This window comes from Rhodococcus sp. F64268, from assembly GCF_023015605.1.
Lineage (GTDB): Bacteria > Actinomycetota > Actinomycetes > Mycobacteriales > Mycobacteriaceae > Rhodococcus.
Genome location: NZ_JALKAI010000009.1, coordinates 39,643 through 59,762 on the forward strand (window position 1 = coordinate 39,643; position 20,120 = coordinate 59,762).

The following is a 20,120-nucleotide window of genomic DNA, read 5'->3' on the forward strand; positions in this document are numbered from 1 at the left end:
CAGCAGATCAGCGACGGGAGCGGAGTTCGACGATCAGGAGACACCGCTCGCTTCAGGCAATCAGAGCCAGGTGTCCTCGGATGCAGTGGTGAGAAACGCTTCGAGGTCATCGCGCCACGGCGCCGGGGTGGTCTTCTCCGGTTCGATACCCGTGTACTGACCGCGGTAGAAGAGCAACGGCCTGCCCAGCTGCTCTCCCACTTCACTCAATGAGGAGACCCGGCCGAACACCACCCAGTGGTCGCCGCCGTCGTGCACTGTCTCGACGGTGCAGTCGATGTGCGCGAGCGACCCGGCGAGAATGGGCGAGCCGAGCGGCGACGACGTCCACTCGACACCCGCGAACTTGTCCGGTTCCTTCGACCCGAAGCGGGCGCACACGTCCTGCTGGTCTTCTCCGAGCACGTTCACACAGAACCGGCCGCTGCGTTCGATCGCCGACCACGAGCGGGATTGCTTCGTAGGACAGAAGAGGACGAGCGGCGGGTCGAGCGACAAGGCTGCGAACGACTGGCAGGCGAATCCGACGGGCGCGTCGTCGTCGACAGTGGTGATGATGGTGACGCCGGTGCAGAACTGCCCGAGGACGGTGCGGAACGTCCTCGGGTCGAGGGGCGCGACCCCCTGCGGCTCGAACGCACCGGCGCCACCGTCTGTCGGGGCACTCATTGCGTGAACCCCACCGAGAAGTCGTGCCCCCACAGGCTCACAGCAGTCGATTCCCGGGCGATCCAACCCTCGTCTTCGACCTGCAATCCTTCACAACCGAATTCGACGTCGAATCCGCCCGGTGTCTTCATGTAGAACGAGAGCATCTTGTCGTTGACGTGACGGCCGAGGGTCGCCGACATCTTGACCTTCTTGCGCAGTGCCCGGTCGAGCCCGAGACCGACGTCGTCGGAATTCTCGACCTCGATCATCAGGTGCACGATGCCGCTGGGTGTGGGCATCGGCATGAACGCGAGGCTGTGATGACGCGGGTTGCATCCGAAGAATCGCAGCCACGCAGGCTTGCCGTCGGCCGGCCTGCCCACCACCTGTGGAGGCAGACGCATCGAGTCGCGCAGGCGGAAGCCGAGGACATCGCGGTAGAACCGCAGCGACTCCTCGTCGTCGCGGGTGGAGAGCACGACGTGTCCGAGGCCCTGCTCGCCGGTCACGAACTTGTGCCCGTACGGACTGACCACACGACGGTGTTCGAGCGCGGCGCCGTGGAACGCCTCCAACGTATTGCCGGACGGATCCTGGAACACGATCATCTCGTCGACGCGGCGGTCGGCGAGCTGCTCCGCAGTGCCTTCCTTGAACGGGACCCCGGCGGCCGACAGGTTGTCGCGCACCGTCTGCAGGTCGCCGGCATTCGCCGTCTCCCAGCCCGACACCAGCAGGTGGTCGGTGTCGTGCGGCTCGATGACGAGCCGAGCCGGGAAGTCGTCCATGCGCAGATACAGGGCGTCGGGGTTCGTACCCTTGCCTTCGACCATGCCCAGGACCTTGAGACCGTAGTCGCGCCACGCGGCCACGTCGGTCGCGCCGATACGCAGATACGCGAGGGACCGGATCGACATCATTTACCTCCGTCGGTGAGGAAATCCGCCGTGATCCGGTTGAATTCCTCGAACTTCTCGAGTTGCGCCCAATGCCCGCAGCCACCGAAGACGTGCAGTTGTGCGCGCGGGATCATCTTGAGTGCCACGAGCGCGCCGTCGAGTGGATTGACGCGGTCTTCCCGCCCCCAGATGAGCAGGACGCGCTGCCGGAGCTTGTAGGCGTCGCGCCAGAGCATACCGAGTTCGAAGTCGCTGCTGGAGAACGACTTCCCCATCGCTTTGGCGGCGGCGAGTGATTCGGGGGCGCTGGCGGCTTCGAATCGCTCGTCGATCAGTTCGTCGGTGACGAGTGACTGGTCGAACACCATGATCCGAAGGAAGGCTTCGAGGTTCTGACGCGTGGGCTGGTAGCTGAACTTGCCGAGATTGCGGACTCCCTCGGTCGGGTCGGGGGCGAACAGGTTGACGCTGAGCCCGCCCGGACCCATGAGGACCAGCCGACCGGCACGGTCGGGGAAATCGAGAGCGAAACGCACGGCCGCACCGCCGCCGAGGGAGTTACCGAGCAGGTGGACGCGCTCGATACCGAGGTGGTCGAGCAGGGCCTTCAGCGCGGTCGAACTGTGCACGAAGTACTGCGGGTGCTCGGTGGGCTTGTCGGACTTGCCGTATCCCGGCTGATCGACACAGATGACGTGGAACTTCTCCGCGAGCACGGGAATGTTGCGAGAGAAGTTCGACCAGCCCGACGCGCCCGGGCCACCGCCGTGCAACAGCACGATCGTCGTGTCGTTCCCGACGCCTGCCTCGTGGTAGTGCAGGCGCAGATCGTCGCGGACCTGCGCGAAGCGGGACGTCGATTCGTAGGTGATCTCTTGCGTTGCAGTCACGGGCGGTCCTTAAACCATCGTGTCGGTGAGAGGAAGACCGAATTCGGCGCCGCCGAACATGACGTATGCGCGTTCGGCGTCGTTGGCGGCATGCACACGACCGGCGTGAGCGTCGCGCCAGAATCGTTGAATGGGTGTGCCATTGGCGAGCGCGGTGGCGCCCGAGTTCTCGAACAGTCGGTCGATCGAGGCGATGGCGCGGCCGGTCGCGCGCACCTGGTCGCGACGGGCGCGCAGGCGGAGCTCGATCGGAACGTCCTTGCCTTCGAGGAGATAGGCGTACTCGTCCGCGACATTGCCCGAGAGTTGCCGCCACGCGGCGTCGATGTCGCTGGATGCCTCGGCGATGCGGATCTTCGCGAACGGGTCGTCCTTGGCCTTCTCCCCCGCGTAGGCGGCGCGCACCCGCTTGCCCTGGTGCTCGACGTGGGCGTCGTAGGCCCCGTAGGCCATGCCGACGATCGGGGCGGAGATGGTCGTGGGATGGATGGTTCCCCACGGCATCTTGTAGACGGGCGCGGTGTTCCGCTCGAGTCCGGGCGAGGCCAGATCGTTCATCGTCTTGAAGCTCAGGAAGCGGTGTCGCGGAACGAACACGTCCTTGACCACGACGGTGTTGGAGCCCGTTCCACGCAGCCCGACCACGTTCCACACGTCATCGATCTCGTACTCCGAGCGCGGTATCAGGAAGCTACCGAAGTCGACGGGGCGCCCGTCCTTGATGACCGGGCCGCCGACGACGACCCAGGTCGCGTGATCGCTGCCCGACGACCACGCCCAGGCACCGTTGACCTTGTAGCCGCCGTCGACGACCTCGCCGGCGCCCATCGGCGCATACGACGAGGAGATGCGCACATCGGTGTCCTCACCCCAGACGTCTTCCTGCGCCTGCTGGTCGAACAGTGCGAGGTGCCAATTGTGGACACCGATGATTCCGGACACCCAGCCGGTGGATCCGCAGGCACTCGCGATGGTGCGCACCGCGGTGTAGAAGGTGACGGGGTCGGCTTCGTATCCACCCCACTGTGCCGGTTGCAGAAGTTTGAAGAAGCCGGACTCCTGGAGCGCCTTGATCGAACCATCGGGGATGCGGCGAAGATCCTCGGCTTCCTGCGCGCGTTCCCGCAGGCTGGGCAGCAGAGCGTCGATCCGCTGCAGTACCTCGTGGCTGTCGTGGTCACCCACTGGACACTCCCGTCTGTTCAGGAATTGATCGCTTGGTTCGAGACTAGAACATGTTCTTATTTGTGTCGAGACCGGACGAGTTCCGTGGCATCACAGGTTTCACGGGGACCAAAGTCCTCGTTCCCTTTCGATCGCGGGGGAAATTCTATAACGTGTTCTACTAAGAGATCCGGAAGGAAGTGAGCGGACATGGCACAGATTCGCGAGATCGACGTCGGAGAGGCGCGGACCCGGTTCGCGCGGGGTTGGCACTGCCTCGGACTGAGTCGCAGTTTCAAGGACGGCAAGCCGCACTCCGTCGAGGCCTTCGGCACCAAACTCGTGGTCTGGGCCGACAGCAACGGCGAGATCAAGGTGCTCGACGGCTACTGCCGGCACATGGGTGGCGACCTGTCGCAGGGCGAGATCAAGGGCGATTCGATCGCGTGTCCGTTCCACGACTGGCGCTGGGGCGGCAACGGTAAATGCACCGACATCCCCTACGCGCGTCGCGTCCCCCCGCTCGCCCGCACTCGCGCGTGGACCACGATGGAGAAGCACGGCCAGCTGTTCGTGTGGAACGATCCGGAGGGCAATGCGCCGCCGGAGAACGTCACGATTCCCGAACTCGAGCAGTACGGGACCGACGAGTGGACCGACTGGACGTGGCATCAGATCCTCATCGAGGGGTCCAACTGCCGCGAGATCATCGACAACGTCGTCGACATGGCGCACTTCTTCTACATCCACTACGCCTTCCCCACGTTCTTCAAGAACGTCTTCGAAGGACACGTCGCGGAGCAGTACCTCAACACCCGCGGACGTCCGGACAAGGGCATGGCCACCCAGTACGGCATGGAATCGAAACTCGAGTCGTACGCGGCGTATTACGGTCCGTCCTACATGATCAATCCGCTGAAGAACAACTACGGCGGATACGAGACCGAATCGGTGCTGATCAACTGTCATTACCCGATCACCCACGACTCATTCATGCTGCAGTACGGCATCATCGTCAAGAAGCCGACGGGCATGAACGCAGAGCAGACCGACATGCTGGCCGCCAAACTCACCGAGGGTGTCGGTGAGGGATTCCTGCAGGACGTCGAGATCTGGAAGAACAAGACCAAGATCGAAAATCCGCTGCTGTGCGAAGAGGACGGCCCGGTGTACCAGCTGCGTCGCTGGTATGAGCAGTTCTACGTCGACGTCGCCGACGTCACCGACAAGATGACCGGACGCTTCGAATTCGAGGTCGACACCGGTAAGGCCAACGAGGCCTGGGAAGCGGAGGTCGCCGAGAACATGGCCCGCAAGGCCGCTGAGGCCGAGAAGAAGCAGGACTCGGAGGTCTGACGATGAGCGCCTCGACCCGACGCAGCACGTGGGCCAAGTCTCCGAGTTTCGCGGACCAGCCGGAACGGGTCGAGGCGATCGCCGCCCAGACCGCCATCGACAAGATCAACTACCTGGATTCGGGCCTGAGCGAGGTCGAATGCCGCAGTTGTGACACCTGTGTCCTGGTGCGCAAGAACAGCTTCCGTCAGACGAGCGTGCAATGGCAGAGCGATCCGAACGTGACATGCCCCGTCTTCCGGGACACCGACCGTGCCAGTGCGCCTCGCGAGGGCTGCCCGAATCTGCGGGCCAGCATCGAGCAGGCCGTGCTCGACGGTTCGCTGAACATCGCCAGGTAACCCCCGCGGCAGCAGGTCACGCTGCGATCCAGCCTCCACCGTCGGCGTTGATCGTCTGACCGGACAGCCAGTGACTGTCGTCGGAAGCGAGGAACACGACGATCGGGGCGACATCCTCGTACGGGTCACCGGGGCGGCCGTACACGTTGTCCTTGAAGGCTTCCATCGCGTACTTCTGCATCTCCGGAAGCTGCTGATCCATCGTCGCGGTGGCGTTGTCCGTGAACCCACCCGGGCAGATCGCGTTCACCCGGATATTGTATTCGCCCCACTCGCGTGCGACCGTACGGGACAGTGCACGGACCGCCTCCTTCGAGGGCGAGTACGTGGCGCTCAGCCGGGGGCTCTCCTGACCCCATCGCGAGCCGAAGTTGATGATGGACGCGCCCGCGCCCGGCTTGTTCTTCATGTTCGGGAAGCACAGCTTCATCATGTGCCACGCGGAGAACACGGAGATCTCGAGTTCCGTCTTGAAGTCCTCGATGTCCAGGTCGAGGAACGGCTTGAGCGTCGTCTTGTGCACATTGTTCACCAGGACGTCGACCGTGCCGAGTTCCTCCACGGTCCGGTCCACGAATGCCTTCAGGCTGTCGTACGAGGTGACGTCACAGCCGACCGCCACCACGCGTGCGCCCTGCTCCTCGCACAGCCGCTTGGTCTCCTGCAGCTTCTCCTCCTGGATGTCGCAGATGGCCACGTCGGCGCCCTCCGCGGCGAGACGGACCGCCTCGTACTTGCCCAGTCCGCTCGCCGCCCCGGTGATGATGGCCACCTTGCCGTCTACCTTGCCCATGCGCTTCCCTTCTCGTGATGTCGACGGGCCGATCCGAGCGGCACCGCCTCTCGGGGGCGAACGTAGGTGCTTAACAGCGTTAAGCCGTACTCTGAGTCGGTGGTCAGAGGGAAACGGACACCCACCGCGCGAACACGCGTGCGAAGAACAACGATCCGGGATGTCGCCGATGCCGCCGGAGTTTCCACGGCCACCGTCAGTTACGTACTCAACGACACACCGAACCAGACGATCACAGCTGCGACACAGGACCGCGTGCGCGCCGCGGCCGACGCGCTGGGTTACCCACCGCGCACCGTGACGTTTCCCTCCGAGGTCGTCGCCTCACCGGTCGTGCTGCTGAACGTCGGCACGGACGTCATCGGCACGAGCATCGGTCGCTTGATCCGCACGATGCAGGAGGAGTTGCGCCGACACGACCGCACCCTCGTCGTGATCTCGGAGGGCCGCGACGCCGCGCAGGACCTTCGGAGAAAACTCGGACCGCTTGCCGTGGTGGATCTCTCCCAGCTACCCGACGATCTCCGTGACGACCACATCTGGGGAGCGTTTCGCGGTCACCAGGCCGGATTCCCGTTCCATACCCGGCTGCAACTGCAGCATCTCGCCGAGCACGGCCACCGGCACGTCGCCCTCGCCATCCCCGCCGAAGGAACCGGCTCGTTCGGCCGTGCCCGCATCGCCGACGCCCACCGCGCCGCTCTCGATCTCGGATTGGCTCCGCTCACCGTCGTTCGGGTGTCGATGGACCCCGATCCCCGGGCGCGCACCGAATCGGTGCGCACTCTCGTGCAGGAGTCGGACGTCACCGCGGTCGCGTCGCTCAACGACGCCGTCGCCCTGTCCGTGCTCTCGGTGATGACGCAACTCGGGTACCGCGCTCCGGAAGACCTCGCAGTCATCGGATTCGACGACGAGCACCAGGAAAGTCTGTGGGAACCCGAACTGACGACGGTCCGGATCGACACCGCCGCCTATGGGCGGCGCGCAGCGCGGCTGGCGGTCGACGCGACCACCCGAGACTGGACCGAAGCGCCGTCCACGATCGTTCGGCGAGCGTCCGCCTGATTCAGCCCGGCGCCCCCGTTCCTCGGCGGCGGGAACCTTCACCCATTTGTGAAACGTGTATCGAGTCGCACCGTGCTCGCGATTCTCCGTCCCGTCCAGACAATCCGGCCGGAAAGGATGGACTCGACAGAACCAATTCTATAACGTGTTCTATATGACTGAGCAGGAGTACGACATCGTCGTCGTCGGCAGCGGCGCCGGCGGAATGACCGCCGCCATCACCGCAGCCAACAAGGGTGCGAGTGTCGTCGTGATCGAGAAGGCCGCCTGCTACGGCGGTTCGAGCGCCCGCTCCGGCGGCGGCGTATGGATCCCCAACAACGACGCCCTGAAGGCGGCCGGTGTCGAGGACACCCCCGAGGCCGCACGCACCTACCTGCACAGCATCATCGGCGACGTCGTTCCCGCCGAGAAGATCGACACGTACATCGACCGCGGCCCTGAGATGCTGTCCTTCGTCCAGAAGCACAGCGCCCTCGAACTGCAGTGGGTCCCCGGATACTCCGACTACTACCCGGAGGCCCCGGGCGGACGCGCCGGTGGCCGTTCGGTCGAGCCGAGCCCGTTCGACGGGCGCCGCCTCGGCGCAGACCTCGCCACCCTCGAACCCGACTATGCGCGGGCGCCGAAGAACTTCGTCATCACCCAGGCCGACTACAAGTGGCTCAACCTGTTGATGCGCAATCCTCGCGGACCGCTGCGCGCCGCGAAGGTCGGCGCGCGCTTCGTGTGGGCGAATCTGACCAAGAAGCACCTGCTCGTCCGCGGTCAGGCGCTCATGGCGGGCTTGCGTATCGGTCTCCGCGACGCGAATGTCCCCTTGCTGCTGAACACCGCCCTGACCGACCTCCTCGTCGAGGACGGCGTGGTGCGCGGCGTCAAGGTGATCTCGGACGGCGAAGAACGGATCATCCGCGCCGGCAAGGGTGTCGTCCTCGCAAGTGGCGGCTTCGATCACAACGACGAGATGCGCAAGGAATACCAGCGCGCACCGATCGGCACGGAGTGGACCGTCGGAGCCAAAGCGAACGAGGGCGACGGCATCCGAGCCGGCCAATCCATCGGCGGTGCAGTCGATTTCATGGACGATTCCTGGTGGGGTCCGTCGTTCCCGCTCACCGGCGGCCCGTGGTTCGCACTGTCGGAACGGAGCCTTCCCGGCTGCATGATGGTCAACAGTGAGGGCAAGCGGTTCGTGAACGAATCCGCCCCGTATGTCGAGGCGACGCATGCCATGTACGGCGGACAGTACGGCCGCGGCGAGGGACCGGGCGAGAACATCCCGGCATGGATGGTTCTCGACCAGCGTTACCGCAACCGGTACACCTTCGCCGGGATCACACCCGGACAACCGTTCCCGAAGCGATGGTTCAAGGCCGGAGTGATGGTCAAGGCCGACACCATCAGTGAGCTCGCCGAGAAGATCGGCGTTCCGGCGTCTGCGCTCTCCGAGACCGTCGAGCGATTCAACGGTTTCGCCCGCTCGGGCAAGGACGAGGACTTCGGTCGCGGCGAGTCGAAATACGACCACTACTACGGCGACCCCCGCAACAAGCCCAACCCCAGCCTCGCGGAGATCGGCAAGGCTCCGTTCTACGCAATCAAGGTCGTTCCGGGCGACCTCGGCACCAAGGGTGGTCTCGTCACCGACGTCGACGCCCGCGTCCTCAAGGAGGACGGCACAGTGATCGACGGCCTCTACGCGACCGGCAACGTCAGCTCCCCCGTGATGGGTCACACCTACGCCGGCCCCGGCGCCACCATCGGACCGGCCATGACCTTCGGCTACCTCGCTGTGCTCGACATCCTCCGCAGGAACGGGAACCATTCAGCGGAAGACGCCGTCGCCGATACCGCCGATCACGCTTAGGCTGCCCACCCGGCGCCGAAGTGCGGCCCGGTCGCGAAGAAAGGACCCCCGTGCCCATCGACCCCTCAGTCGCCCTCGGCGCATCGCTCCCCATCCAGGAATTCTCGTGGAGCAGCAGTGACGTCCAGCTCTACAATCTCGGACTCGGTGCCGGCGCCCGCCCCACCGATGCCGGCGAGCTGCGCTACCTGCGCGACGGTGATCCCCAGGTACTCCCCACATTCGCGACGGTAGCCGCGACATTCCACGACACGGAACCGCCGAAGGTGTCCTTCCCCGGTGTCGAGATCGATCTGGCGAAGGTCGTGCACGGCAGCCAGGAAGTGAAGGTCCACGCGCCCATCCCGGCATCCGGCAAAGGCCGCACCACCACTCGCATCGCCGAGGTGTGGGACAAGGGCAAGGCCGCAGTCATCGTGCAGGAATCCGTCACCGAGGATCTCGACGGAAACCCGCTGTGGACCGCCCGGTCGTCGATCTTTGCACGCGGAGAAGGCGGCTTCGGCGGCGAACGCGGACCGTCGGAGGCCGTCGCATTGCCCGACCGCGCCCCGGATGCCGAGTTCGACGTCCCGACGCTGCCTCAGCAAGCGCTCCTGTACCGCCTCTGCGGTGATCGCAACCCACTCCACTCGGATCCGGAATTCGCGAAGGCCGCAGGGTTCCCGGCGCCGATTCTCCACGGCCTGTGCACCTACGGCACGGTGTGCAAGTCGATCGCCGACCACCTTCTCGATTCCGACGCGACACGTGTCGCCGGGTTCCGTGCCAAGTTCGCCGGCGTCGTGTTCCCCGGTGAGACACTGCGCGTACGCGTGTGGAAGAGCGGGAAACAGCTCCTTGCCACTGTCGCTGTCGCGGACCGAGACCTTGCACCAGCCCTGGCCGATGTGGTGCTCACCATCGCGTGAGTTCCACCCTCCCGGAAAGATGCTCTATACATGACAATTCGAGATTCCGCTCCGCGTCTGTCCCGACGAGGCTTCCTCGCCGCCGGCGCCGGCGCTCTGGCCGCGACCGCTGTCGGCGGCTGGACACCCGCGCACGCGATTCCGTTCGGATCTTCCGACGCGACGCTTCCGGCGCCGCCGTCATTCCCCGAGGGCATCGATCTGTACCAGCAGGCGTACCAGAACTGGTCCAAGGAGATCATGCTGGACTCGATCTGGACGTGTGCACCGAACAATGCCGATGACGTAGTGCGGCTGACGAATTGGGCCCACGAGAACGGATACACCATCCGTCCACGAGGTGCGATGCACGGCTGGACGCCACTCACGATCGTCAACGGCGCTCCGGTCGACCGGGTGATCCTCGCCGACACCATGCTTCATCTGAACTCCGTGAGCGTGAATCCGGGTGGCAACCCGGCGACCGTGACGGCCGGGCCCGGCGCCACACTCGATGCGATCACCTCGGCATTGCAGGATCACGGACTCGGGTTCGCGAACCTGCCCGCACCCGGCGTCCTGACGATCGCAGGATCGCTCGCGGTCAATGCTCACGGAGCAGCTCTTCCGGCCGACGGTGAAAGCAATGTTCCGGGACATACTTTCGGCTCGCTGAGCAACCTCGTCACCGAGCTGACCGCAGTCGTGTGGGACGGCAGCAGGTATGCGTTGCGTACCTTCACCCGCGCAGACCCCGATATCACCGCGCTTCTGACACACCTCGGTAGAACGTTCCTGACGTCGGTCACACTCCAGGCCGGGCCCAACTACAGGATGCGGTGCCAGAGCTACACCGACATCGACTGGCGCGAACTGTTCTCTCCTGCAGGCGCTTCGGGTCGGACATTCGAATCGTTCGTGAGCAGCACAGGCCGAGCCGAGGCAATCTGGTATCCGTTCACCGAGAAGCCGTGGATGAAAGTGTGGTCGCTCGCTCCGGAGAAACCGGCCGAGTCCCGCGAAGTCACCGGACCGTACAACTACCCGTTCTCCGACAACGTTCCTGAGCCGATCACCGATCTGCTCGGGCAACTGACGGGTGGAAACCCCCAGATTGCCCCGCTTTTCGGCCAGACCTACTACGGCGTGACCGTTGCGGGCCTCGCCGCGACGGCCTCGTCGGACATCTGGGGCTGGTCGAAGGACCTGCAGTTCTACATCAAGGCCACCACTCTGCGTCTGACCGAAGGCGGTGGCGCGGTGCTGACCAACCGCGCCAACATCGCCACCGTCATCCATGATTTCACCCAGTGGTTCAACGAACGGATCGAGCACTATCGCGGTCTCGGCCAGTACCCGCTCAACGGTCCCGTCGAGATTCGTTGCTGCGGTCTCGATCAGTCATCCGACGTGCGCGTGCCGTCTGCGGGCCCGCCGACGATCGCAGCGACACGTCCGCGCCCGGACAAACCCGAGTGGGACACCGCGATCTGGCTGAATGTGCTGGGCGTTCCGGGCACACCCGGCATGTTCGCGTTCTATCGCGAGATGGAGCAGTGGATGCGTCAGCGCTACAACGGCGGTGATTCGACTTTCCGTCCCGAGTGGTCGAAGGGCTGGGCGTTCGGACCCGAACTGCCGTATACGGACGACCACATCATCACCCAGGGCCTGCCCGATACCTATCGCGAAGGTGTTCCGGCCGATGAGAACTGGGACAGTGCGCGGGCGGTGTACAACCGGCTCGATCCGCATCGGGTCTACAGCAACACGTTCATCGACCGTCTGCTGCCCTGATCATTGACCTTTGCTAAGGTTCGCAACCATGCGAAGCTTGCGACGTGTGATCGGTGCTGCAGCGGTTCCACTGCTCGTGGTGGCGGGTGGTGCGACGTTCACAGGTATAGCGTCCGCACTGCCCGACACGGGCTCGGTGGTCGCACCGGCCGGCGCCGACACCGAGGTCACGTTCGACGCTTCCGGAACCACCTTCCACGGCAGCCTGCGCACCCCCGAGGGCGACATCAAGGGCGCGGCACTGCTGTTGCCGGGCAGCGGAGTCACCGACCGCAACGGCAACCAGGCACCGTTGATGGTGGCCGACACCCTGCTTCGCGTCGCCGACTCGCTCGCCGCCCACGGGATCGCGAGCCTACGCTTCGATAAAATCGGCGCGGGTGCCACCGGCCTCGGGTCGTACGCGCCCGAGACCGGAAAGGTGTACGGGTTCACCGATCAGGTCGATCACGCTCAGGCTGCTGCCGAGTTGCTCTCCGAGCGCACCGGATTTGCGGCCGACGACATCCTGGTGCTGGGGCACAGCGAAGGCGGCCTGACCACGCTCGCACTCGCGCAACGCGGGGTCGGCGACGGCTACGGGTTGCTGGCACCGCTGTCGATGCGTTACCTCGACCTTCTGAACGGGCAGCTCGAGGCCGTCGCGAACTCGGGGCAGCTCGACGAGGCCGCCGCCGAGCAACTCCGCAACGACCTGCCCCGCACCATCGAGTCCCTCCGCACCTCCGGCACCGTGCCGGATGGTCTGAGCCCGATCATGGAGCAGTTCGGGTTCAACGACTACAACGCGACGTTCCTCGCCGAGGCCGACGCACTGAATCCACCCGATCTCGCCGCCTCGCTGCCCTCCGGCGTCCCCGTCCTGCTGACGTGCTCCGACAAGGATCTGAACATCAGCTGCGATCAGATCGCGCCGCTGCGTGCATCCCTCGAGCACACCAATCTGCAGTTCGATCACTTCACGACCGCCAATCACACCCTCGAAGAGCTCGGCCCGCTGCCCGCCGGGGTGGCCGACGGCCCGGTGTTGCTGCCCGCATCGACCGAGTTCGCGACTGCGATCAACGGATGGGCCGCCCAGCGCGGAGCGTGATCCTCCTCGGCTCACCGACCCGTTATCGGCTCACTGCCTTCTTGTAGCGACGGATCGCGAACGGCACGAACACGACCAGCATCAACGCAGTCCACAACAGTGACGCAATGACGGGGTTCTGCAACGGCCACACGTCGGGCACCGGCATCATCGGATTCGTGTTGCCGAACAACTCGCGGACGGCCTGGGTCACCGCGGACACCGGGTTCCATTCGGCGAACGTACGCAACACGGTCGGCATCTGCGAGGTGTCGACGAATGTGTTGGCGATGAACGACAGCGGGAAGATCACCATGAAACTGGCGTTGTTGAACACCTCGGGCGTACGGATCCACATTCCGACGACAGCCATCAGCCACGACAAGGCATAGGCGAACAGCAACAACAGGGCGTAACCCGTGAGCGCCTCCAGAGGCGACGAGTTGATACGCCAGCCGACCACCAGACCGGTCAACGACATGACCACCAGACTCACGATGTTGATGAGCACGTCGGTGGAGGTACGGCCGATCAGCACCGCGGACGGGGCCATCGGAAGCGTCCGGAATCGGTCGATGATGCCCTTCTGCAAATCCTCGACCATGCCGAGGCCGGTCCACGTGGCACCGAAGATCACGGTCTGGGTGAACACTCCGGCGATGAGGAACTCCCGGTACGACGTGCCGGGGATCTGGATCGCGCTGCCGAACACGTACGCGAACAGCAACACGAACATGATCGGCGACAGCGTCGTGAAGACGATCAGATCCGGAACGCGCTTGATCTTGATCATGTTGCGTTTGGCGATCGTGAGACCGTCGGATGCGGTCATCTGCAGAGTGTTCATGAGGTCGGCTCCTCGATCCTCTCCTCCGCCTCGTGACCCGTCAGTGTGAGGAACACGTCGTCGAGAGTGGGCCGGCGCAGCGTGACATCGGTGACCCGGACGCCGACCTCCGCGACCCGCCCGAGCGCGGCGACGAGCAGTTCGGTTCCGCCTGTGGCAGGCACGATCACCCTGCCCGATTCGATACGGATATCTCCGGCGGCAAGCTCCGCCAAAGCCTCACGCGCAGTCTCGATCTGTCCAGCATCGGGCACCGACAGCTCGATCCGCTCTCCGCCCACGAGCGACTTGAGCTCGTCGGCGGTCCCCCTGGCGATGATGGTGCCCCGATCGATCACGACGATCCGGTCGGCGAGTCGCTCGGCCTCATCCATGTACTGCGTGGTGAGCAGCAGGGTGGTGCCGCGTTCGACGAGTTTCTCGATGATGCCCCACAGCCCGAGGCGGGCGCGTGGGTCGAGTCCGGTGGTGGGCTCGTCGAGAAACAGCACGGGCGGCTCGGCGACGAGAGCACCGGCGAGATCGAGTCGGCGCCGCATACCGCCCGAATATGTCTTCACAGGACGATCACCTGCATCGACGAGATCGAATTGGTCGAGCAGTTCTCGTGCCCGCTTGCGGCTCCGTTTGGCGCCGAGGTGGTAGAGGCGCCCGACCATTTCGAGGTTCTCGTATCCGGTGAGATATTCGTCGACCGCGGCGTACTGGCCCGAAGCACCGATCTGTGTGCGCAATGCTTCGGCATCGGCAACGACATCGAATCCCGCGACCTCCGCCCGCCCGCCATCGGGGACGAGCAATGTCGTCAGAACACGAACCGCCGTGGTCTTCCCGGCTCCGTTGGGGCCGAGCAACGCGGTGACCGTGCCTTCGGGAACACGGAGGTCTATGCCGTCGAGCGCGGTGAGGCCACCGAACCGCTTGATCAATCCTTCGACAACGATGGCATCAGCCATGAGTTCTCTCCTGGATACGGGTTGCTCGCCCAGTGTGCACCAAGGCACCGACAGAGTGCGATCGGTTTTCCGAGTCCTGCCCTTGCCGTCCGGTTCTGTTGTACTTTGGATTTCTACCTGCGCGGGTCACTTCTGGAATCGGAAGCCGGTTCGGCAATGAGCAAGAGTCGTAGATCAGATCCGGAAGTGCGATCGGGTTCCGCACTCGTCCTGGCAGTGCTGGCATCGGGCCAATTCCTGATGACGCTCGACAGCTCGGTGATGAACGTGTCGATGGCGACCGTCGCGCAGGATCTCGACACGACGATCACCGGAATCCAGACCGCGATCACGCTGTACACGCTGGTGATGGCATCTCTGATGATCACGGGCGGCAAAGTCGGTACCGCGCTCGGACGGCGCCGCGCCTTCGGGGTCGGACTCGTGGTCTACGCGGTCGGCTCGCTCGTCACCGGGTGTGCTCCGAACTTGCCGATCCTTCTGCTGGGCTGGTCGCTCCTCGAAGGCATCGGTGCGGCACTGATCATGCCTGCGATCGTCTCCCTCGTCGCCGCGAACTTCCCACCCGAGCGGCGCGCAGCGGCGTACGGGCTCGTTGCGGCTGCCGGTGCAATGGCGGTCGCCGTCGGCCCGCTACTCGGTGGGGCGGTGACGACGTTCGCGTCGTGGCGCTACGTCTTCTTCGGCGAGGTCGTCGTGGTGGCGCTGATCCTGCTCGTACTACGGCGGGTGCGGGACGTTCCGGCGGCGCCGATGTCGATCGACGTGCCCAGCGCGCTCATGTCGGTGGTGGGGCTGGCGATGATCGTGTACGGCGTGCTGCGGTCGAGCGAATGGGGCTGGGTGATCGCCACACCCGGCGGTCCGGAGGTCATCGGTATGTCGCCCGTGATCTGGCTGATCCTCGTCGGGTTGCTGGTCCTCTACGCCTTCATGCGGCGGCAGCACGCGCTGGTCGCGACGGGTCGCGATCCACTCATCGATCCGGCATTGTTCGAAAGTCGTCAACTCACCGGTGGACTGACGATGTTCTTCGCCCAGTTCGCAGTCCAGGCGGGTGTGTTCTTCTCGGTGCCGCTGTTCCTGTCCGTGGTGCTGGAGTTGAGCGCACTCGAGACGGGTGTGCGGATCCTGCCGCTCTCGCTTGCACTCGTGCTCGCCGCGGCGGGTATCCCGAAACTCTGGCCGCACGCGAACCCCAGGCGGGTTGTGCGACTGGGGCTCGCCTCGATGATCGTCGGGATCGCCGTGCTCACCGCGGGAATGGATCCCGGAGCCACCGCCGCCGTGGTGGCGATCCCGATGCTGTTCCTGGGGGCAGGCCTCGGCGCGTTGTCGTCCCAGTTGGGAGCGATCACCGTGTCGGCGGTGCCGGAGTCGAAGAGCGCCGAGGTCGGCGGCGTGCAGAACACCGCCACCAACCTCGGCGCTTCGCTCGGTACAGCGCTGATCGGCTCGATCCTGATCGCCACCCTCTCCACGTCGGTGAGCGCAGGTATCGAAGACAACCCGGATATCCCGGCAGCCGTCCAGCAGCAGGCAGGGACCCAGATCGCACAGGGCGTGCCATTCCTGTCGAATACCGAACTCGACGGCGCCCTGGTCTCGGCGGGCCTGGACGCACCGACGCGCGACGCCATCGTCGCCGTCAACAGCGATGCGCGACTCGAAGCCTTGCAAGTGGCGTTCGGTGTGACCGCTCTGCTCGCAGTCGCCGCACTGTTCGGGACAGGTCGACTACCGTCGCGTGCCGTCGGTACCGACCCGAGCGGACCGGGCTTCGAAGGCGCTAGCTGTACTGACCGGGGACATTGATCGAGGAAACGGTTGACCTTGTCGTAGCGTCAATGTTTACGGTCGCTTGTCATGACCATTTCAGTGATTGACAGTGCCTCGGGCATGAACCGAGTCCTGACGGCGGACGCGAAGGATCGCGCCGACCTCATCCGTGACATGTGGGCTCCGATGGCCGGGATGTACCACTTCATCCCCGGCGGCGTGGACATGGCGACCGTGCACCAGCAGAACTTCGGCTTCCGTCCGGACTCCGCGATCGAGCAGGTCCGCGAAGGTCTGGAATCCCTTGTCGCGGCCGATGCGTGGACCCGCATCGAGAAGGCCCTCGAGGACGGGGTCGCAGCGTTGACGTCTGCCGATCCGGGTGTGACCATCCCCGACCTGAACGTGCTGCTCGTCCTGGGAGATCCGACCAGCCAGCACTTCGTCGACGAGGTGCAAGGGATGTCCGGGTTCGGCGGCATCAGCGGCTACATCGCCATCACCGTCTGGCCCACCTCGCGCGTTCTCGATCGCCTCGAGGCGATCGCGGTCCACGAACTGCACCACAACGTGCGCTATTCACCCGGCGGGATCGTGTGGGACCCACAGACGGTGATGGTTGGCGAGCACGTTGTGTCCGAAGGGCTCGCCGACGTTTTCGCGTCCGAGTTGTATGGCGACGCCGGCTACACCCACTTCGTGCGCGATGAAACCCACTCCGACGACCAAGTCTTGGCGAAGGTTGCCAGCGGCCTGGGCGTCACAGGAATGGCAGACTTCGCCGCCTGGGTGCTGGGCGACTCCAGCGCACAACTGTTCGGTGCCGAGCCTGTCGGCTTGCCGACCGGGGCCGGTTATGCAGCCGGTGCTCGGCTTGTCCGCGCCTACCTCGACGCCACGGGCACCACGGCCGCCCAAAACGTCCGCACTCCCGCGTCCGAGATCCTGCGCATTGCGCTGCCACGGCTGGGCCTGACCACAGACCCGGCACACTGAGCAGCACGTCGAACGACAGGAGCCCGGTGATGGAATGGACGGTGCACGAGCTCGCTGAACGCGCAGGCATCAGCGGCCGCACGCTGCGCCACTATCACCGCATCGGGCTGCTCGAGCCCGATCGCGTCGGGTCCAACGGCTACCGCTACTACGGTCCCGACGCGGTCGCGCGCCTGCAACGCATCCTTCTGCTCCGCGACACGGGTATGCCACTGGCCGACATCTCCGCAGTGCTCGACGCCCCCGAGACGCCGACCGCCGAGGTCGAAGCGCTCGAGGCCCACCTGACACAGCTCGCCGAGGACCGCGAGGCCCTGGACCGGCGCATCAGCGCGGTCGAACACACCCTGCAGATGCGCCGAGAGGGCCGAGAACCACGCATGGATGTGATGCTCGAAGGCTTCAACGACCGCTACGAGGCCGAGGTCGTACGCCGGTGGGGACGCGAGGCCTTCGCCGCGTCGAACCGGTGGTGGCATGCCAAGTCCGTGGAACAACAACGCGACTGGCAGGCCAACGCCCAGGCCCTGCTCACACGGTGGGCAGAAATCCACGAAGCCGGCCACACACCCGGCTCACCAGTTGCTCGAGCGCACGCTGCCGACCACATGGCCTGGTTCGCTGACATCCCCGGGACACCCACCCACGTCGGCGATGTCGAACGATCCGCCGCAATGGTGCGAGGCATGGCCGACCTCTACGAAACCAATCCCGACTTCCACCAGACCTTCGGCAGCCCAGAGGCCGCGCAGTTCGCCGCGAACGCCCTGCGCATCCACGTGCAGCATCTGGCCTGACAGCGGCGGGTGCCGCGGCGCCGTCCCGGACCGAAAGATGCCATGTCCCATCCCAACGCTGCCCTCACACCGCGTCACCGTCTGAAGGTTGCCCAACTCGTTGTCGAGGAGGGCTGGCCGATCAGTGAGGTCGCCGCCCGATTCCAGGTCTCGTGGCCGACCGTGAAGCGCTGGGTCGGCCGCTACCGCGCCGGCGAGCCCATGCACGACCGGTCCTCGCGCCCGAAGAGCTCGCCGAACAAGACGAGCAAGCCCGTCACGAAGCGGTGCGTCAACCTGCGGATCAGGTTGCGGGAAGGGCCAGTTCAACTATCAGCGAGGCTCGGGATCGCGCCCTCCACCGTCCACCGCATCCTCACCACTGCTCGATTGAATCGGCTGTCGCACGTCGACCGGGCGACCGGCGAACCGATCCGTCGTTACGAGCACCCGCACCCCGGGTCGCTGGTGCACGTGGACGTGAAGAAGCTGGGGAACATCCCCGACGGCGGTGGCTGGCGCTACGTCGGCCGACGCCAAGGCGACCGCAACCGCGTCGCCACGCCGGACAAGCCACGCAATCAGCACGGCGGACCCAAGCTGGGCTACGCCTACGTCCACACCGTGATCGACGATCACTCCCGCGTCGCGTACACCGAGATCCACGACGACGAGACGGCTGTCACTGCCGTTGGCGTCCTGCAACGAGCTGTCGGCTGGTTCGCCGAGCGTGGGGTCACGATCGAGCGAGTACTGTCCGACAACGGCGGTGCCTACCGGTCGCATCTGTGGCGCGGTACCTGCGAGGCGCTGTCGATCCGTCCGAGGTACACGCGCCCATATCGCCCGCAGACGAACGGGAAGGTCGAGCGCTTCCACCGCACAATGGCCGACGGGTGGGCTTACGCCCCCTGCTACCGCTCAGAGGCAGAACGACGCGACGTTCTCGAGTCATGGCTGCATCACTACAACCATCACCGACCCCACACGGCCTGCGCCAACCAGCCACCCTTCACGAGGTTGATCAATGTCCCCGGTCAGTACAGCTAGCCGGTGACGCGCGCTGCGTTCCCCGCATCGATGGGCAGCACGGTTCCGCTGATGTGCGCGGCAGCCTCGTCGCAGAAGAACAACACCGCGCGCGTGATCTCGGCAGGCTCGAGCCACGGCACGGGCTGCGCGTGCAGCGACGTGAAGACCGGAGCGACATCGTCGGCGGTGGGGTTCTCCAGATCGGGCCGGAGCATGCCGTAGAGCGCGTCGTTGTGGATCATCGGCGTGGAGATATTGCCGGGTGCGATGGCGTTGACGGTGATCCCGTTCTGCGCGAGATCCAGCGCGGCGCTCTTGGTCATGCCGATGACACCCCACTTCGATGCACCGTAGGCCACCATGTTGGTGTTTCCGGCGCGCCCGAGCATCGACGAGATCGTCACGATCCGGCCGTATCCGCGCTCGATCATCCCCGGGGCAACGCACGCGATCGTGTTGAACACACCCGTGAGGTTCGACGAGATCGTCTCGTCCCACATGGCCTGCGGCATCGACTGGACCGGTGCTGCCGTCGACACCCCGGCGTTGGCGACCGCGATATCGATACGGCCGAGCTCGTCGTGGGCGCGTGCGACAAGCCGGTCCATCGCGGCGCGATCCGCGGTGTCGAGCTTCTCCGAGACGACCTTCGCACCGGCGGCTTCGGCCAGACGCACCGTTTCCGCGAGGTCGTCCTCGGTGGCGAGAGGGTAGCGCACGACGGGCGAATCCTCGCAGCGGTCGCACAGGACGAGATCTGCTCCCGCCTCAGCGAACGCGAGCGCGTGCGAGCGTCCCTGACCACGCGCGGCTCCGGTGACAAATGCGACCTTGCCTTCGAACCTGCTCATGCCGTTCCCTTCTCGAATCCCGTACCTGCCGGACTCGGTCTACACCACGGACCGGCGACATGCCCGGGAATCTCCCGAAGACCGGGAGTCCG

General features: G+C 65.2%; 19 protein-coding genes. 11 read left to right on the forward strand and 8 right to left on the reverse strand.

What is annotated here, in order from left to right; genetic code table 11:
- Positions 1–60: 60 nt before the first annotated feature.
- From hsaB to hsaA, 4 genes are read right to left on the reverse strand one after another with little or no spacing between them, the layout of a single operon-like run.
- Positions 61–669: a 3-hydroxy-9,10-secoandrosta-1,3,5(10)-triene-9,17-dione monooxygenase reductase subunit gene (hsaB, locus tag MWU77_RS19620; protein WP_247274563.1), complete on the reverse strand. Its 609-nt coding sequence runs from the start codon at positions 667–669 to the stop codon at positions 61–63.
- Entirely contained in the window at positions 666–1,568 is a 903-nt protein-coding gene (gene hsaC, locus MWU77_RS19625; RefSeq protein WP_169688107.1) for an iron-dependent extradiol dioxygenase HsaC, read from the reverse strand. The genes hsaB and hsaC overlap by 4 nt, the downstream gene beginning before the upstream one ends.
- On the reverse strand, positions 1,568–2,440 hold the full coding sequence (hsaD, locus tag MWU77_RS19630; RefSeq protein ID WP_247274564.1) for a 4,5:9,10-diseco-3-hydroxy-5,9,17-trioxoandrosta-1(10),2-diene-4-oate hydrolase: 873 nt from the start codon (positions 2,438–2,440) through the stop codon (positions 1,568–1,570). Before hsaD ends, hsaC begins: the two co-directional genes overlap by 1 nt.
- A 9-nt stretch (positions 2,441–2,449) precedes the next feature.
- Positions 2,450–3,625 (reverse strand): 3-hydroxy-9,10-secoandrosta-1,3,5(10)-triene-9,17-dione monooxygenase oxygenase subunit, encoded by a 1,176-nt coding sequence (gene hsaA / locus MWU77_RS19635; RefSeq protein WP_169688105.1) that lies wholly within the window; start codon positions 3,623–3,625, stop codon positions 2,450–2,452.
- A 189-nt stretch (positions 3,626–3,814) separates the two neighbouring features.
- On the opposite strand from hsaA, the gene MWU77_RS19640 reads away from it, so the two are divergent.
- Both MWU77_RS19640 and MWU77_RS19645 read left to right on the forward strand, forming a co-directional pair.
- Positions 3,815–4,960 (forward strand): Rieske 2Fe-2S domain-containing protein, encoded by a 1,146-nt coding sequence (locus MWU77_RS19640; protein WP_247274565.1) that lies wholly within the window; start codon positions 3,815–3,817, stop codon positions 4,958–4,960.
- Positions 4,961–4,962: 2 nt separating this feature from the next.
- Entirely contained in the window at positions 4,963–5,301 is a 339-nt protein-coding gene (locus MWU77_RS19645; protein WP_169688103.1) for a hypothetical protein, read from the forward strand.
- Between the two features lie 16 nt (positions 5,302–5,317).
- Here MWU77_RS19645 and MWU77_RS19650 read toward each other — a convergent pair whose 3' ends face one another.
- A complete protein-coding gene (locus MWU77_RS19650) occupies positions 5,318–6,094 on the reverse strand; it encodes an SDR family NAD(P)-dependent oxidoreductase (RefSeq protein ID WP_169688102.1) in 777 nt (258 codons plus the stop codon).
- A gap of 138 nt (positions 6,095–6,232) precedes the next feature.
- Here MWU77_RS19650 and MWU77_RS19655 point away from each other — a divergent pair, with 138 nt between their 5' ends.
- The 5 genes from MWU77_RS19655 to MWU77_RS19675 all read left to right on the forward strand — a co-directional run bounded on the left by MWU77_RS19655 (position 6,233) and on the right by MWU77_RS19675 (position 12,812).
- The gene (locus MWU77_RS19655) at positions 6,233–7,162 is read left to right on the forward strand and encodes a LacI family DNA-binding transcriptional regulator (protein WP_247274566.1); all 930 of its coding nucleotides are present in this window, start codon (positions 6,233–6,235) and stop codon (positions 7,160–7,162) included.
- Between the two features lie 154 nt (positions 7,163–7,316).
- Complete coding sequence (kstD, locus tag MWU77_RS19660; protein ID WP_206039899.1) at positions 7,317–9,032, forward strand: 3-oxosteroid 1-dehydrogenase; 1,716 nt, start codon at positions 7,317–7,319, stop codon at positions 9,030–9,032.
- A gap of 50 nt (positions 9,033–9,082) precedes the next feature.
- Complete coding sequence (locus MWU77_RS19665) at positions 9,083–9,943, forward strand: MaoC/PaaZ C-terminal domain-containing protein (protein WP_169688099.1); 861 nt, start codon at positions 9,083–9,085, stop codon at positions 9,941–9,943.
- Positions 9,944–9,973: 30 nt separating this feature from the next.
- Positions 9,974–11,719, forward strand: a complete 1,746-nt coding sequence (locus MWU77_RS19670; protein ID WP_247274567.1) for a cholesterol oxidase substrate-binding domain-containing protein — start codon at positions 9,974–9,976, stop codon at positions 11,717–11,719.
- A 28-nt stretch (positions 11,720–11,747) separates the two neighbouring features.
- Positions 11,748–12,812, forward strand: a complete 1,065-nt coding sequence (locus MWU77_RS19675) for an alpha/beta hydrolase (protein ID WP_247274568.1) — start codon at positions 11,748–11,750, stop codon at positions 12,810–12,812.
- Positions 12,813–12,834: 22 nt separating this feature from the next.
- Here the strand turns inward: MWU77_RS19675 and MWU77_RS19680 are convergent, their stop codons facing one another.
- Positions 12,835–13,638: an ABC transporter permease gene (locus tag MWU77_RS19680; protein WP_247274569.1), complete on the reverse strand. Its 804-nt coding sequence runs from the start codon at positions 13,636–13,638 to the stop codon at positions 12,835–12,837.
- Positions 13,635–14,594 (reverse strand): ATP-binding cassette domain-containing protein, encoded by a 960-nt coding sequence (locus MWU77_RS19685; RefSeq protein ID WP_169688095.1) that lies wholly within the window; start codon positions 14,592–14,594, stop codon positions 13,635–13,637. The genes MWU77_RS19680 and MWU77_RS19685 overlap by 4 nt, the downstream gene beginning before the upstream one ends.
- A gap of 156 nt (positions 14,595–14,750) precedes the next feature.
- On the opposite strand from MWU77_RS19685, the gene MWU77_RS19690 reads away from it, so the two are divergent.
- The 4 genes from MWU77_RS19690 to MWU77_RS19705 are packed head-to-tail and all read left to right on the forward strand — an operon-like array spanning position 14,751 to position 19,195.
- Positions 14,751–16,409, forward strand: a complete 1,659-nt coding sequence (locus tag MWU77_RS19690; RefSeq protein ID WP_247274570.1) for an MFS transporter — start codon at positions 14,751–14,753, stop codon at positions 16,407–16,409.
- A gap of 51 nt (positions 16,410–16,460) precedes the next feature.
- The gene (locus tag MWU77_RS19695; RefSeq protein WP_169688093.1) at positions 16,461–17,369 is read left to right on the forward strand and encodes a DUF2268 domain-containing protein; all 909 of its coding nucleotides are present in this window, start codon (positions 16,461–16,463) and stop codon (positions 17,367–17,369) included.
- Between the two features lie 29 nt (positions 17,370–17,398).
- Positions 17,399–18,166, forward strand: a complete 768-nt coding sequence (locus MWU77_RS19700) for a MerR family transcriptional regulator (RefSeq protein ID WP_169688092.1) — start codon at positions 17,399–17,401, stop codon at positions 18,164–18,166.
- 42 nt (positions 18,167–18,208) lie between these two features.
- On the forward strand, positions 18,209–19,195 hold the full coding sequence (locus tag MWU77_RS19705; RefSeq protein WP_247274571.1) for an IS481 family transposase: 987 nt from the start codon (positions 18,209–18,211) through the stop codon (positions 19,193–19,195).
- On the opposite strand, the gene MWU77_RS19710 is transcribed toward MWU77_RS19705, so the two are convergent.
- A complete protein-coding gene (locus tag MWU77_RS19710; RefSeq protein WP_169688090.1) occupies positions 19,192–20,028 on the reverse strand; it encodes a mycofactocin-coupled SDR family oxidoreductase in 837 nt (278 codons plus the stop codon). The genes MWU77_RS19705 and MWU77_RS19710 overlap by 4 nt on opposite strands.
- Between the last annotated feature and the right edge of the window lie 92 nt (positions 20,029–20,120).

Bases quoted from the DNA above. Each gene is read 5' to 3' on its own strand.
- hsaB (WP_247274563.1), bottom strand. From the start codon at position 669: ATGAGTGCCCCGACAGACGGTGGCGCCGGTGCGTTCGAGCCGCAGGGG.
- hsaC (WP_169688107.1), bottom strand. From the start codon at position 1,568: ATGTCGATCCGGTCCCTCGCGTATCTGCGTATCGGCGCGACCGACGTG.
- MWU77_RS19640 (WP_247274565.1), top strand. From the start codon at position 3,815: ATGGCACAGATTCGCGAGATCGACGTCGGAGAGGCGCGGACCCGGTTC.
- MWU77_RS19645 (WP_169688103.1), top strand. From the start codon at position 4,963: ATGAGCGCCTCGACCCGACGCAGCACGTGGGCCAAGTCTCCGAGTTTC.
- MWU77_RS19650 (WP_169688102.1), bottom strand. From the start codon at position 6,094: ATGGGCAAGGTAGACGGCAAGGTGGCCATCATCACCGGGGCGGCGAGC.
- kstD (WP_206039899.1), top strand. From the start codon at position 7,317: ATGACTGAGCAGGAGTACGACATCGTCGTCGTCGGCAGCGGCGCCGGC.
- MWU77_RS19670 (WP_247274567.1), top strand. From the start codon at position 9,974: ATGACAATTCGAGATTCCGCTCCGCGTCTGTCCCGACGAGGCTTCCTC.
- MWU77_RS19675 (WP_247274568.1), top strand. From the start codon at position 11,748: ATGCGAAGCTTGCGACGTGTGATCGGTGCTGCAGCGGTTCCACTGCTC.
- MWU77_RS19680 (WP_247274569.1), bottom strand. From the start codon at position 13,638: ATGAACACTCTGCAGATGACCGCATCCGACGGTCTCACGATCGCCAAA.
- MWU77_RS19685 (WP_169688095.1), bottom strand. From the start codon at position 14,594: ATGGCTGATGCCATCGTTGTCGAAGGATTGATCAAGCGGTTCGGTGGC.
- MWU77_RS19690 (WP_247274570.1), top strand. From the start codon at position 14,751: ATGAGCAAGAGTCGTAGATCAGATCCGGAAGTGCGATCGGGTTCCGCA.
- MWU77_RS19695 (WP_169688093.1), top strand. From the start codon at position 16,461: ATGACCATTTCAGTGATTGACAGTGCCTCGGGCATGAACCGAGTCCTG.
- MWU77_RS19700 (WP_169688092.1), top strand. From the start codon at position 17,399: ATGGAATGGACGGTGCACGAGCTCGCTGAACGCGCAGGCATCAGCGGC.
- MWU77_RS19705 (WP_247274571.1), top strand. From the start codon at position 18,209: ATGTCCCATCCCAACGCTGCCCTCACACCGCGTCACCGTCTGAAGGTT.
- MWU77_RS19710 (WP_169688090.1), bottom strand. From the start codon at position 20,028: ATGAGCAGGTTCGAAGGCAAGGTCGCATTTGTCACCGGAGCCGCGCGT.